Here is a 13,056-nt window from a genome sequence, read left to right on the forward strand (position 1 = left end):
TTGGTTTGCTGGTGGATTGGTTACTGGTTTACTGGACACTGAGCACAATGAAATTCAGATGATAATCTGAATGAAATTGCGACTGATAGGTCTCGAAGTGTCATTCGTATTAAAATATAAAAATGGGAAGCAGAAATGCTTCCTTTTTTTATACTTCTCCGAATTGTTTTCTTTCAAAACCTCTTTTGGTGATTTCTTTTAAGACATCAAGGTTGATGTCACTGAGTTTTTTGACGTAAAGGCAAGATTTTCCTGTTTTGTATTTTCCGAGATTGGAAATAATATCCAAGTTTTCCTCAGAATTGGCTCCAATATACAGAGCCAAGGCATCCTTTCTTGGTGAAAAACCTACTCGTAACATATCAGCTTCTCGGCCGCTGTCGTATTTGTAATGGTATTTTCCGAAACCTATAATCGCTGGTCCCCACATTTTGGCAGGTGATTTGGTAATTTCTTCCATTATTTTTACCAATTCAAGGCTGTCGTTTCTCTTGGATTCGTCTTCAACAGTGTTTATGAATTCCGTAGCCGAAACCTCATTTTCTGTTGTCTTCATTTCAACTTTTGCCATTTCGTATCTTTTTTAGAATGTGACAATCTGCATCATGAGCTCCAGAAAGATAACCTGTGCTCATCAAGAATTCGTTAACTATCTCTCCACCAGTAAATTTAAAAGTTTTTTTGAATATTTTTACCCATTCTTCTTTGGTTTTTGGGTGATGGTGGTCTATCCAGTTTTTAAACGAACCATGCTCTTTTTGCAGTTTCTGAATCTCTTTGGCATTGTGTATGGCGGCATTGATTTTTAGTTTATTACGAATCACACCAGCGTCATTTAACAATCTCTCCACCTCATTTTTGTCATAATTTGCCACGGTTTCTATGTCAAATTGGTGATAGGCTTGGCGAAAAGTTTCTTGTTTTTTTAGTATCAAATCCCACGAAAGGCCCGCTTGGTTGATTTCAAAAACAAATCTTTCGAAAAGCTCGTTGTCTCTATCAATCGGAAATCCATAATGATTGTCGTGGTAAATTCTGTGGTGGTTGTCTTCTGGAAGGGTTTTACAGTAAGTGCAATAGCTCATTTCAAGTGGTTTTTTCTCAAAATTAAAAATTAATTCAACAAAAAGCGTGTTAGTATTTTAAATGATAAAAAATTAAGCAAAATGATCGCAAACTTCATATTCAGGAATCCTGTCAAAATTATATTTGGAAAAGATACCATCTCGCAATTGCCCAAAAATATCCCAGTTCAAGCCAAAGTTTTGATGACTTATGGTGGGGGAAGTATTTTCAAAAACGGTGTTTATGATCAAGTCAAGGCGGCACTTGCAGGTTTTGAAGTCATAGAATTTGGAGGAATTGAGCCCAATCCCACTTTCGAGACCTTGATGAAAGCTGTTGAATTGGGTAGAGCTGAAAAGATAGATTTTATATTGTCTGTCGGTGGAGGTTCGGTTTTGGACGGCACAAAGTTTATTTCGGCCGCCATACCTTTTGTGGGTGGAAACGAATGGGAAAACATTGTTTTGGGCAAAACGAGATATAAAACTGCCACACCTTTTGGTGCTATTTTAACTTTGCCAGCCACAGGTTCAGAAATGAATTCAGGAGGCGTTATTTCAAGAAAAGAAACACATGAGAAATACGGCATGGGAAGTCCGTTATTGTATCCACAATTTTCAATATTAGACCCCACGACTACGTATTCGCTGCCTAATGTTCAAATAGCCAATGGTTTAGCAGATGCGTTTACGCATGTGATGGAGCAGTATTTGACCTATCCAGTAAATGCTCTCATCCAGGACAAATTTGCCGAGGGTGTACTCAAAACATTGATTGAAGTAGCACCGAAAGTAATGCATGACCAGACAAACTACGAGGATATGTCAAACTTTATGTGGGCAGCAACTGTGGCTTTGAACGGCTGGATTTCTCTTGGCGTACCGAGCGATTGGGCTACGCATCAGATTGGCCATGAACTTACGGCATTGCACGGAATTGACCATGCTCGGACTTTGGCTGTTGTTTTGCCACATTTGATGCGATACAAAATGGAGTCGAAAAAGGCCAAAATGATTCAATATGCCAAGGAGGTTTGGAGTCTAACAGGGACAGATGACGAATTGGCGGGGGCTGCTATTCAGAAAACTATTGAATTTTATGAATCTTTAGGCATACCCACAAAAGCATCGGCTTATGGAATAGGAGAGGAGACAGTTTTAGAAATTACGAAGCGTTTTACAGAAAGAAAAGTAAAATATGGTGAAAATTCTGATATTGATGCCAAGGCTACAGAAGCCATTTTAAGAATGAGCATAGCTTGACTTTATAAAAGCCATAAAAAAATAGAATTATATTCGCTTCAGGCCATTTGGTTTCAAAGCGAAATTAATTCTATTAATCTTTCAAGAAAGGTTAAACTCTCGTAAACTATTTAAGTCTTTTCAATGAATTTATTATTTTGAAAGCTTCGGTTTCCGCATTTTCATCATCATCGGCAAAAGTGATGGCTACAAAAAGAGTGGTCTTGGTTCTAGGATCCATCAGGCCAGCAAACATTACTCGGTGACCGTCTAAGAAGCCCTCTACATAAAATCCTTCGAGTTGATTGATTTTTGTAGCATGAGCTTGGTCTATTTCTGTGAGTTTCATGGCCTCGGCCCCAGCGACAGTTGCTTCCTCTAAGTCTGCTAAAGTGATTTTTTCTGCAAAAATACTGATGGCCAATTCCATTCCATCACCTGACATTTCAAATTCTTCATCCGTGTTTTTTACAACCTCAAAGTCGTCAGGAACGGTTATTTGAAGTTTGTATTTGTCCCAAACATAAATATTATCAACTGTAAATGAAGAAAATGCAAAGGCAAAAAGGAGAATTAATAATTTAGTTTTCATTTTGTTTATGGTTTATATGACTATAATTTCTCTAAAATAGTGGGAAGGATTTTAAAATCCAAATTCTTTGAATGGATAAATTTTGATTTTCAGTCTTACTTTAATTTAAACGCCGTTCATTATTTTTTCGGGATTTTTCTTTTTAAATTTTATCGAGATTCAAGATTATATATTTGATTGATTTTATCATTTTTTCTTCATGAAAGGAGTACGAAATATGTAAATTCCCATCCGATGATTGTATTAAACTGGGGTAGGAATAGCTCTTTTTTTTAGTACTGTCATTTTCAATATCGTATTTCCTTTCCCACGTTTGGCCTTCATTATCAGATAAGTAGAGACTTAGTCGATACCTTCCATCCGTTTGGTCATTGCCCACAAAAGCCCATCGACCGTCTTTTAATACCAATAATTCTACGCTTGCGGTATTTGGGATATCTGTTTTGGTGGCTGCTGTCCAAGTTTCACCTTCGTCATAAGATTCACTTTTTTGAACCCGTGAAGGCTCATCGCCACTATCTCTCAAGAGAGCAAATAAATGGCCGTTTTTTTTCTTTATGATTGCCGGTTGAATCGGCCCTCGGCCAACCAAGGGCGAGCTAGGCCTCCAGCTTTGACCATGGTCTTCTGAAATAGCCATCAACGACATGTTGAAGCCGTCAGAGTAGAGTGGCAATACTATTTTTCCGTCTGCTAAAATCAGAGGTTTTATTCTTGTCATCCACCCAAAACTTCGTTTTACAGGGTCTTTGCTTGCTTCCATAATCATATCATCGTATTTAGCAGCATATCCAGCCCAACCAGCGGTTAATTCTGGTAACTCTTTGAGCTTTTTCTCAACCTCTACCGCAAAAGAATCGTTTGGTTTTAAAAGTATGTTGTCTTGCCAATCCCAAACTGGTGGACCAGAATTTTGGTAGTTTGATGAGATTTTATATCTCAAAATTGATTGTTCCCATTTATTGGCTTGTACTGCTATCCACACCAAGAATAACTGATTTTTGGCATTTAAGAATAGCACAGGGTTACAATCTGGGATATTCGGCGTATCTGCCATCAAAAAAGGCTCGCTCCATTTATTTTTGCTTTTCTCTAATCTGGAACCCATTATTTTTACGTCGTCTGAGGTTCTTTCTCCACTTCCCTCAAACCAAACAATGAGCTTGTCATCGTTGGGCAAAACTACCAAACTACTGGCATGAACGTGTTTTTCTTGTAATGGGAAAACTAAAGAACTATGAATGATTGGAGACTTTTGGGCAAAAATCTGAAACGAAATTATAATAAGGAAGCAGATTCTTAAATTTTGAAGTTCCATTGAACAATTTTTTTGGTTGAAAAAAGTAAACCAAATTTACAGATTTTATTATTCTTTTTGAAATATTGATTTCCTCTTACGCTGTGAAAGATTTTCTAGCGTAAAAAAAGTACGTTCACAAAGCAGCATCGGAATGTTGAGACTCGTAATGATTATAAACAAAACGAAAATTTGAAACTTATGAATTATTTAAAAAGTGGTTTGGTCTGTTTGCTGGGTTTGATTTCTATCAATACAATGGCACAAACTGAAATGCAAACCTTGTTCGGCAAGTCTAAAAACAAAATTCAGTCGCTTGGCTTTTACATTGCTCCAGAGCTATCCTTTGGTCAGCTTAATAGCTCATTTTCGCCTATTGCTGGCAATAGCGTGATGCTAACTGTAAACAAGAAATTTGCCATTGGTGTAACTGCTTCTGGAACAATTGGAGATAACAGTGCTACAACTACCAGAGGGCATTTTGGAGGTTTAAAGATGGAATACACACCAAAACCAGCCGCTTTGGTTCATGTTTCGTTTCCATTAATTATTGGTGCGGGGAGTACAGCAACTAGAAATAGTTTTGAAGGTTTTGACCGACGTGGGCGATATGACGACAGGTTTGATCTCGACAGAAATGGAAGCTTCGTGCTTCAGCCAGGTGTTAATGTAGAAGCGAACTTGTTTAAATATGCCAAAGTTTTCTTGGGGGCTAACTATCGCCTAGCAGCAAACAAAAGTGGTTATAATGCTGACTTAAGCGGATTTTCAAGCTCTTTGGGCTTGAAATTTGGAGTTTTTGATCATAAATTGAAGAAGAAAATCAAAGAAACTGTCGAGCCTGTTGAAGAGGTAAAATAGTTTTTATGTAAATGAATGAGGTCATAGTTTAAACTTGCTATGACCTCATTTTTTTTATTTCAATATTTTTACTTCTACCAAGTTGTTCGTGCTTCTTTCTTCATAGAAAACCGTAATCGTTTTTCCATTATATTTTACCATTTCATCGGTTACGTAATATTCAAAGTCAAGTGTTTGGTTGGCATTGCTAACCGAGACTTTGTTTGGCAAGTCACCTCCAGTGACTTCTTTAGCACCACTTAAAACGCCAGAGATATTTTTCATTTCTTTTGTTACGGGTATTATGTCAGTTTTGAAAATAGATTTTCCATTGTTCTGAATATCCATCAATGCATTTTCAAAATTGCTAGCATAAGAAAAATCCAAGTATTTACCTGTGGATTGTGAAAGCACTTCTTGGTCAATGTTTTTTACTTCTTCCAGATTTAGACTAAAAGTCTCTTCCATTTTTCTTTCTGGAAATTCAATAGTTAAAGTTGCGAAAGGATAACCGCCATCTTCAAATTTCTTCAAGATGCCTGTTTCATGAACGAGTTCTCCATTTGGAAACGAAGACGCTTCGAGGTTTTCAGGATACAGCGTGGTATCAGTTACAGCTAAAGAGTCTAATGTTGAATCCGATTCATTTGAGCCACTTTGCTGACAAGCATTCAGTCCAAGTAAAAGGATAAGAGAAAAAATAGTTTTGATTTTAGTTTTCATTTTTTTTAAAATTAAATTCTTTTTAGTGTTTCAAAATCTTTCACAGACGATAAATACAAGTAATTGAGCAACAGCCCGTTGCTGTTGTTTATTTTATGGTGTCCATCTATAAAAGGATAAACATGCGTTGTTATTCTTTCAAATTCATAGGCAGTACCCATTTCTTTATTTTCGAAAGATTCAATGTCTTTTTTGTCTAATTCTATTTCACAAAAGTAAAAATACATGGCCTCGTCCGAGGTTCCAGTACTTGGAAAAAGCCTTTTGTTCGGCGAAAGATTGATGAGGTCCTCTTCAGACACTGTAATTCCTGTTTCTTCTTTGACCTCCATTACGGCTATTTCAAGTGGAGTTTTGGTGCCATCAACCATTCCGGCTGGATGTTCATAAGTATAACCGCCTTCTGCTATTCTTCTTTGTTTTACCAACAGTAAATATTTCTCATTTGTTGCTTTATCTATTAAAACAATGCAAACACAGACTACTTCGCCTTTTATGAAACATATTGGCGGTATTTTGTCGCCTTCAGGAGTGACGGCGTCAAGCATCACGAGAGAAAATAAGGCCTCGCCATTGTATCTGTGTCTTGTATAAATTTCGTCTATATTATTTATTTTTAGTCCATTAGTTTGTAAGTTGGCTTTCCAGATTTTAAATTTATGAGCATTTTCGAGCGACTCTTTCATTATTGAAATTTATAAATTGAAAACAAAACTACTTACTCCCGCTTTTATTCTTCTCCTTTTTGGTGGTTTTTATTTCTTTGGTTCAAGCGATAAAGCGTATCATTACAAAGGATTGAAGATGAAAGGTCTATCTCTGGTGGCACCGCCAAAGGAGGTGGACACCACTTGTTTTCATTCTATTCAAAAAGTGAACGCAAATTGGGTTTCATTGATGCCTTATGCTTTTGTGCCAAAAGAAAGTGCCAAAGTTCGGTTTCAGATAGACACCACAAAAAAGCACCAATGGTGGGGCGAGACACCTGTCGGGGTGAAGAAATGTATTGCGTTGGCTCATTCAAAAGGTATAAAAGTGATGCTAAAACCGCATTTATGGCTGGGTTGGGGGCAGTTTACTGGCGAAATGGATTTCGAGAAAGAGTCTGATTGGAAGATATTTGAGGATAGTTTTAAGGAGTATATCCTCACTTTTGCTCGTTTGGCGGAATCAGAAAAAGTGGAAGTTTTTTGCATAGCTACCGAAATGGGCAGTCACGTACAAGGCAGAGAGGCGTATTGGTTTGGGTTGATTTCGGAAATCAAGAAAGTATATAAAGGGAAGCTCACTTACGCTGAAAACTGGGATTGCTTTGACAAAGTGCCGTTTTGGCATGAGTTGGATTTTATTGGAGTGGATGGTTATTTTCCACTATCTGATGAGCGAGATCCGAGCATCGATGAGCTAAACAAGGGCTGGAAAACGCACTTAAAAAAGCTAGAAAAATATGCTGTCAAACACCAAAAATCTATTTTGTTTACAGAAATTGGTTATCGAAGCAATGATTTTAGTGCAGAAAAACCTTGGGAAACTGAATACTCCAAGCCAAAGAATGAATCTATTCAAGCCAAGGCCTATCAATCGTTTTTTGAAACTGCATGGAAACAACCTTGGTGTGCTGGTGCATTTATATGGAAGTGGTTTCCGACAGAATTAGACCGATTTCATGAAAGAGAAACGTTTTCACCCCAAGGCAAAATGGCTGAAAAGGTGCTTGAAGATAATTTTGCTAAGTAATCATTTCATTTTCTTTAACGTCCACAGAATTTCGTCTAGTCCATTCGATTTGATCTCGTAAACGGTAGAAAGTTGCATACCTAGCTTTCCTTCGGGAAAGCCGCCTTTTCTTAAAAACCATTCCAAATAACTCACGGGCAAATCACACAAAAGCGTGCCTTTGTATTTTCCAAATGGCATCTGGTTTTTTACAATTTCTAATAAAATTTGTTTGTCGGGTTGAAACATAAAGTTTTTTGAAATGGATTGATGGAATTCTACCGCACAAAATTAGTCCTAATAGTTTGAGAATTTACACAATTCAAAGAAGTAAAATAAGTCTTGAAAATCCTTACTTCCATAATACCTAATTTAACGGTTACAAAAGTCAAATATATGTTTGAATTTTAACAAAATAGCACCGTTTGATTACTCTAAAAGTTTGATTTTTTTGAGATGCTTTTTAATTTAGAGGGTTATTACTTATTTGATAAAGTATTAATACCTAATGCCTTACCGCAAAATAAAAAACACCCAAATTAGTCTTTGATAAAATTGTTTAAGTTCAAATCATTGGTCACTTTTGAATCGAAAATTATTTCGATAAAGCCATGAATTCATTTAAAAAACTAGCGATTTACCTTGGAGTATTCTACATTTTTTGTTTTGCAAGAAATGCCTCAGCCATACCAAAATACAACGAAGGGATGGTAATGGTAAAAGGAGTACAGTTTCTGCAAGAAAGGGAAGATCCCAATAATTATTTCTACCTACCCCAATATCCAAGATTGTCTAGGAAAGAAGACGGAAGTTTTGAGTTTTTATGTATGAAGTACATCGGACAAGGCGGAACAGAAACCAATGGGGGAATATTTCATGCTTTGGTGGAGTTTACGCTCCCTGGCTCTTTGATAGAATCGCTCGAAAAAGACCTCAAAGAAAAAACTGGTAACCCAAAAGCAAGAATTGCTGGTCCAGTTCCACTACAACAAACCATGAAAGACGGCGAAGCTGCTCCGGGAGCTTTCAAAATAGTTTCATCCATTTTGACAAATACCACTGGAAAAGACGCTTTTACAAAAAATGTTATCACTTCGGGTCATGCACCGGTTCTCCCGGGTTCTAAAGCGGCGATTTCCGCCAAACTCTCACAAGAGGGAGCAACTTTACTATTTGAATCTCTTAGAGGAAACACTTCAGACGTTTCTGTTACATTGAGTGGTTACTATGAGGCTGCGGCACAAGCCTACAATGCCACAATTACCGCCGAAACGTCTATAATTTACAATCATTACAGTCGTATTCAAAACGAGCAAGAAGGATTTACGAGAGATCAAATGAGAAAAATATCTGACAATATGCTGCGTGACCAAGTGTTGAAAATCGATGTTTTTGACAGATCCTCAGCCTTGGGAGTTGATTCTAAGGCTATGGCAGGTATTTTGGAAATGATTACAGACAAGTTAATTGAACTCATGTTTGATTCTCAAAATGGCTGGTCTAAAGAACCCAATAGGGAGAGCGGAGTTGAGCAAGGCCAGTTATTGGGTCGTCAGGAAAGAGGATGGTTTAGCCAAACTTTCGGTGGAGCTCAAGATACACCCTACTATACTGATCATCAGTATGTTTTGAAGAAAAGAGAAGACATAAGAACCAATAAGTTTTATTTGAATCTTAGTCAATCTACAGCCATAAAAGTTCCGTTTTTTACTTCAGGAAATTTAAGTGCCGTTTATGATTCTCTCCAAGTTAACGAAGAAAAGTATTTTAGAACAGTAAACTTGGATGATCCTGATTTTCAAAAAAGAGATGTTCATTTTCAAGTAGATGGTGAGTTTGTGGAGTCTTTTAAAGACATCTTTAATTTTGTTACCGTGAGTTTTAGGAAGTTATATGGCGAAGGGCTGCCCGATGCCACCAAAGACTTGGTTTTTAAAAGGGGTGATATAGAGAAAGGTACTGATATGCAGTCTGTATTGTATGCAAGAGCTGGGTCAGTAAGTTCCGATTGGCTTAATTATGAGTACCGTGTGAGTTGGAGCTTAAAAGGCAGTAACCTCAATATAAAAGAGCCCAAAAGTGATAATGACTGGAACAAAAGCAAAGCCTCTGCCATTTCATTAATTCCGCCGTTTTCGAAAAGACAAATAGAAATTGATGCAGATAGAGCTCTTTTTAAAGATGGAAACATTAGCTCGGCTACTGTAAGATTCGTGGTCCTTTTGGCTGGCAAACCTCAAAACCAAAAAAATGTAATTCTCAGAGGCAACGATGCCCAAAGTACTCAAAAAGTCACGCTATATCATGATCCAAATCAAACGGTGGGCTACCAAATAACTTGGTACGACAAAAAAGGAAAGGAATTAAGAGGCGATGTACATGAACTGACCGACAATTATTTGCTACTAGTGCCTCCTGCACAATAGTTTAAAATTCTGTATTTCAATTATTTAAAACACATGAGAATCAAAGTTGTTTTGCTATTCTTATTTATTCCTATGGCCAATTTTGCCCAACAAATATTGGTGGATAGGGGCGTTCGGGTCGGCGGATTATGGTGTTTTCCTTTAATAAGCGATTCACTTTCTTATTTGTATTTGCCTACCAACGCTCACCTCTCTTTAGATGAAAGCAAAAATCCTCAATTTTCGTTTTTAAGATATGTAATAAACAAGCCCAAAAGTGGCAACAATGCTGTTTCAGATGCTGACGGAGGTGGAATATTGAATTTTTTGGTACAATATGACACACCAGAAAACTTGGTAAAAACTGCTCAAGGAATTCTCAGAGAGCGACTGAAAAGTGAAGATATTACCATAAAAGGACCTTTGGTTTTTGATAAAGGCAGGTATACTTTGATATCATCAATCATAAAATCGGATACCTCCAAACCTACAAGAAAGGTTTTAACAACTGGCGAAGCTCCCGTATTAGAAGGAAGTAGAATTGCTCTCACTTTTGACCTAAAGCCTGAGGCTTCAAAATTGCTGCTCGAGAGTTTTAAAATGGCAACACCTGACGTTTCCTTGGTTTTTGAGCTGGGATTTTCAGGTTTGACAGATTCCTACGATGCTGAAATGACCGTTGATTGGTCGGAGGTGAAGAAAAGTGAGGCGTTTAAAGCGAGTGGTTCGGTTTACATTGTAAGTGCCGATGTGGAGTTGGGATTTGATAAGTTGAAAAGAGACGGAGCTATAAAACTCAAATCAAATGGAAGCGATCAACAAATGGAGGCTTTGGTACAAACGGTTTATGATAAGTTACTTACGCTGATGTTTAAGCCCGTGAAGCCAGAAACAGTTCCACCTGACCAGCAAGGTGGATTGATGGATGCTTTGTTGGGTCCAAATGGAATTCTTGGAAGTAAAAATACCCTTGGTTTTGGGCTAAATGTGGGCTTTCAGATGAAGGACTTACAAAGTGAAGGCAAAACCAATCTGTATTTCAAAGGCAGAAGTACAGTGAATCGCACACATTTTGTGACTTTTAATATTGGAAATCTATACAACGAATACGGTAAAGACGAAAAGTATTTTAAGGATATTCCGATGTATGACCCCACGTTTCAACAACGAGAAGTGCTGGTAGGCGTTGATGGAGATTTGGAAAAGGAGTTTACAAAAATGGTAAATTCTGTAACAGTTATTTTAGATAAAAAACACCAAGATGGTAGAGAAACGCTTCATAGTGTGATAATTACGAAGAAATCTCAAGACAGTCTGAAAGTATCAAAGAAGCCTTTGGCGATGGTGTACGGATTTCAAAAGGATACCAACAGAGTGGAATGGCTGAAGTATAAATACAAAACCATTTGGCAGTTTCAAGGTGGTGGAAATCTTGAGATGGACTGGAAAACGGAGTCTTCAGCGATGATAAATCTGTATACGCCTTTCATTCGAAAAACCATCATGTTGGAGGGCGATGCAAAGGCTATAAATGCCAAAAATATTCGTGCCATTTCGGTTCAAATAGAATACCCATTTTTTGGACAAAAAAAACAGCAAAGAGTTACGCTAAAAACCTCAGAATCATTGATTGACAAGAAGTTTGAAATCACGTTGCCAAACAATGTGGAGGAGGTTGACTATAGCATTACCTGGTTTGGAAACGACGGAAGCCAGAAGAATGTGAAAGGCAAAGACAAATACGGATTGATATTTTTGGACGAAATGCCCAATTGAAAATTAAATTGAGAAAGTATCTCGAAATCATGAAAACTATAAAAATTTTAAGCCTTTTCTTGGTCTTTATGCCTTTTGCCTCGGCTAATAGCCAAGTAGTGCGAAGCACCAGTCCAATTATTGAAGAGATGGGTGGCTTGAAAATTTACGCTTTTCCCACTTATTCTGACAATTCCGATTTTCATCCATATTATTATTTGCCTGTAAATATGAGAGTTGCCGAAAAAAACGCAGCTCCAGAGTTTTCCTTTATAGCATACAGAAAAGACTCATTATCAGAAATTGAGGGAGGACTATTGCATTTTCTGTTGACATGGGGGTTGGATTCGGAGCAAGAAACCTTGCTAGATTCTTTATTTAAAACCCAATCTGACAGTTTAGCGACTTTCATGGGGTCCTTAATGGTCAAGCCAACAGATTTTGAGATTACCACAGAAAAGCCAATCGCCAAGATTTTAAAAGGTACAATTTCAAATATTCCTAAAGTTCCAAGTTTTGCTGGTGGTAAAATGGCCGTTTCTTTTCGATTAAACGGCGAACAAGCCAAGATGGTCAGAAAAGCCATAAAATCGCCACAAACAGTCAGTGATATTTCGCTGGTTTTTCATTTCACTTACGAATCTATGGCTGGTGAAAAACCATGGGATATCTCATTGAAATTGAGTGATTTGTTTTCTTATGTCGGTAAATTTCCTCAATGTGTTTTATGAAAATAAATATTAAAATATTGATAATGTGCTTGTTGGTGAGTTCAAGTACTTACGCAGATGTGTATGTAGTGATTTTTGCAACACACAATGGCAAAACAGGTCACGCAGGGATTGCCATAGACAATTATCAAATATTGAACTATGAAAAAGAAATGGATAATCAAGTGGTAAATAGGTATGATACTACAAAAGTGTTTACCCTTACTTATTTTGATCTTTGGCCTAAGAGTGATAGTAAATCTACGCTTTTACAAACCTTACCGGCAGAATATAATCTACTGCCAGGTAGCAGCTCAGAGCCAACAATTACTGTTGAGTCTTTGATAAACAAAGGCTTACCTCATAGAAATGGATATTTGGCAGACGGTATTTTAAAAATAAAAACATCTCCGACGCAAGATTTTTTTTTGAAAGAGTATATCAAACAACTGATAGACGAAGGAATACCTTTCAACACCCGAACCCACAATTGTACAGATTTTTGCCTCCAATGCATTAACTATTTGACGGATTGGGATATTACGGCCAAGGAATTGATACTCACAAAACGCTCCAACACTCCCAATAAATTGTACAGAACTTTAGTCAAAAAGTCAGGAGTAGAAATAGAAAAAGACGCTGGGAGATTGGTGAAGGGAAGTTTTATGAGAGAACGTGTAATCGAAGGATTTTTTAGAAGAACATAAATCGA

Annotated in this window: 14 protein-coding genes; 7 read left to right on the top strand and 7 right to left on the bottom strand. The window is 37.3% G+C overall.

The genetic code is table 11. The features are described 5' to 3' along the window. Window positions 1–148: 148 nt before the first annotated feature. Window positions 149–571 (bottom strand): DUF1801 domain-containing protein, encoded by a 423-nt coding sequence (locus EGI26_RS09575; protein WP_255077908.1) that lies wholly within the window; start codon window positions 569–571, stop codon window positions 149–151. After that, the gene (locus tag EGI26_RS09580) at window positions 558–1,085 is read right to left on the bottom strand and encodes a DNA-3-methyladenine glycosylase I (RefSeq protein WP_255077909.1); all 528 of its coding nucleotides are present in this window, start codon (window positions 1,083–1,085) and stop codon (window positions 558–560) included. Before EGI26_RS09580 ends, EGI26_RS09575 begins: the two co-directional genes overlap by 14 nt. Window positions 1,086–1,166: 81 nt before the next feature. On the opposite strand from EGI26_RS09580, the gene EGI26_RS09585 reads away from it, so the two are divergent. Next, window positions 1,167–2,327 carry an iron-containing alcohol dehydrogenase gene (locus tag EGI26_RS09585; protein WP_255077910.1) on the top strand — a complete coding sequence of 387 codons (1,161 nt, stop codon included), beginning with the start codon at window positions 1,167–1,169 and terminating at the stop codon, window positions 2,325–2,327. Between the two features lie 106 nt (window positions 2,328–2,433). Here EGI26_RS09585 and EGI26_RS09590 read toward each other — a convergent pair whose 3' ends face one another. Both EGI26_RS09590 and EGI26_RS09595 read right to left on the bottom strand, forming a co-directional pair. After that, window positions 2,434–2,898 (bottom strand): hypothetical protein, encoded by a 465-nt coding sequence (locus EGI26_RS09590; RefSeq protein WP_255077911.1) that lies wholly within the window; start codon window positions 2,896–2,898, stop codon window positions 2,434–2,436. 142 nt (window positions 2,899–3,040) lie between these two features. Further along, window positions 3,041–4,216, bottom strand: a complete 1,176-nt coding sequence (locus EGI26_RS09595; protein WP_255077912.1) for an exo-alpha-sialidase — start codon at window positions 4,214–4,216, stop codon at window positions 3,041–3,043. Window positions 4,217–4,396: 180 nt separating this feature from the next. On the opposite strand from EGI26_RS09595, the gene EGI26_RS09600 reads away from it, so the two are divergent. Continuing rightward, window positions 4,397–5,056, top strand: coding sequence for a hypothetical protein (locus tag EGI26_RS09600; protein ID WP_255077914.1), 660 nt, complete (start codon window positions 4,397–4,399; stop codon window positions 5,054–5,056). Window positions 5,057–5,110: 54 nt separating this feature from the next. On the opposite strand, the gene EGI26_RS09605 is transcribed toward EGI26_RS09600, so the two are convergent. Next, the gene (locus EGI26_RS09605) at window positions 5,111–5,758 is read right to left on the bottom strand and encodes a hypothetical protein (RefSeq protein WP_255077915.1); all 648 of its coding nucleotides are present in this window, start codon (window positions 5,756–5,758) and stop codon (window positions 5,111–5,113) included. 11 nt (window positions 5,759–5,769) lie between these two features. Continuing rightward, window positions 5,770–6,444 (bottom strand): NUDIX domain-containing protein, encoded by a 675-nt coding sequence (locus tag EGI26_RS09610; RefSeq protein WP_255077916.1) that lies wholly within the window; start codon window positions 6,442–6,444, stop codon window positions 5,770–5,772. A 16-nt stretch (window positions 6,445–6,460) separates the two neighbouring features. On the opposite strand from EGI26_RS09610, the gene EGI26_RS09615 reads away from it, so the two are divergent. Beyond that, entirely contained in the window at window positions 6,461–7,495 is a 1,035-nt protein-coding gene (locus tag EGI26_RS09615; protein ID WP_255077917.1) for a glycoside hydrolase family 113, read from the top strand. Here EGI26_RS09615 and EGI26_RS09620 read toward each other — a convergent pair whose 3' ends face one another. Then, window positions 7,496–7,723 (bottom strand): DUF3820 family protein, encoded by a 228-nt coding sequence (locus EGI26_RS09620; RefSeq protein ID WP_255035317.1) that lies wholly within the window; start codon window positions 7,721–7,723, stop codon window positions 7,496–7,498. Between the two features lie 362 nt (window positions 7,724–8,085). Here EGI26_RS09620 and EGI26_RS09625 point away from each other — a divergent pair, with 362 nt between their 5' ends. From EGI26_RS09625 to EGI26_RS09640, 4 genes are read left to right on the top strand one after another with little or no spacing between them, the layout of a single operon-like run. After that, a complete protein-coding gene (locus EGI26_RS09625) occupies window positions 8,086–9,900 on the top strand; it encodes a hypothetical protein (RefSeq protein ID WP_255077918.1) in 1,815 nt (604 codons plus the stop codon). A 33-nt stretch (window positions 9,901–9,933) separates the two neighbouring features. Beyond that, window positions 9,934–11,655 carry a hypothetical protein gene (locus tag EGI26_RS09630; RefSeq protein ID WP_255077920.1) on the top strand — a complete coding sequence of 574 codons (1,722 nt, stop codon included), beginning with the start codon at window positions 9,934–9,936 and terminating at the stop codon, window positions 11,653–11,655. 29 nt (window positions 11,656–11,684) lie between these two features. Further along, on the top strand, window positions 11,685–12,365 hold the full coding sequence (locus tag EGI26_RS09635) for a hypothetical protein (protein WP_255077921.1): 681 nt from the start codon (window positions 11,685–11,687) through the stop codon (window positions 12,363–12,365). Then, window positions 12,362–13,051 carry a hypothetical protein gene (locus EGI26_RS09640; RefSeq protein WP_255077922.1) on the top strand — a complete coding sequence of 230 codons (690 nt, stop codon included), beginning with the start codon at window positions 12,362–12,364 and terminating at the stop codon, window positions 13,049–13,051. The genes EGI26_RS09635 and EGI26_RS09640 overlap by 4 nt, the downstream gene beginning before the upstream one ends. Window positions 13,052–13,056: the final 5 nt, after the last annotated feature.

It is taken from the genome of Lacihabitans sp. CCS-44 (assembly GCF_024343735.1).
GTDB lineage: Bacteria > Bacteroidota > Bacteroidia > Cytophagales > Spirosomataceae > Leadbetterella.

Excerpts from the sequence above, each read along its gene's own strand:
- EGI26_RS09575 (WP_255077908.1), bottom strand. The coding sequence starts at position 571 with ATGGCAAAAGTTGAAATGAAGACAACAGAAAATGAGGTTTCGGCTACG.
- EGI26_RS09580 (WP_255077909.1), bottom strand. The coding sequence starts at position 1,085 with ATGAGCTATTGCACTTACTGTAAAACCCTTCCAGAAGACAACCACCAC.
- EGI26_RS09585 (WP_255077910.1), top strand. The coding sequence starts at position 1,167 with ATGATCGCAAACTTCATATTCAGGAATCCTGTCAAAATTATATTTGGA.
- EGI26_RS09590 (WP_255077911.1), bottom strand. The coding sequence starts at position 2,898 with ATGAAAACTAAATTATTAATTCTCCTTTTTGCCTTTGCATTTTCTTCA.
- EGI26_RS09595 (WP_255077912.1), bottom strand. The coding sequence starts at position 4,216 with ATGGAACTTCAAAATTTAAGAATCTGCTTCCTTATTATAATTTCGTTT.
- EGI26_RS09600 (WP_255077914.1), top strand. The coding sequence starts at position 4,397 with ATGAATTATTTAAAAAGTGGTTTGGTCTGTTTGCTGGGTTTGATTTCT.
- EGI26_RS09605 (WP_255077915.1), bottom strand. The coding sequence starts at position 5,758 with ATGAAAACTAAAATCAAAACTATTTTTTCTCTTATCCTTTTACTTGGA.
- EGI26_RS09610 (WP_255077916.1), bottom strand. The coding sequence starts at position 6,444 with ATGAAAGAGTCGCTCGAAAATGCTCATAAATTTAAAATCTGGAAAGCC.
- EGI26_RS09620 (WP_255035317.1), bottom strand. The coding sequence starts at position 7,723 with ATGTTTCAACCCGACAAACAAATTTTATTAGAAATTGTAAAAAACCAG.
- EGI26_RS09625 (WP_255077918.1), top strand. The coding sequence starts at position 8,086 with ATGAATTCATTTAAAAAACTAGCGATTTACCTTGGAGTATTCTACATT.
- EGI26_RS09630 (WP_255077920.1), top strand. The coding sequence starts at position 9,934 with ATGAGAATCAAAGTTGTTTTGCTATTCTTATTTATTCCTATGGCCAAT.
- EGI26_RS09635 (WP_255077921.1), top strand. The coding sequence starts at position 11,685 with ATGAAAACTATAAAAATTTTAAGCCTTTTCTTGGTCTTTATGCCTTTT.
- EGI26_RS09640 (WP_255077922.1), top strand. The coding sequence starts at position 12,362 with ATGAAAATAAATATTAAAATATTGATAATGTGCTTGTTGGTGAGTTCA.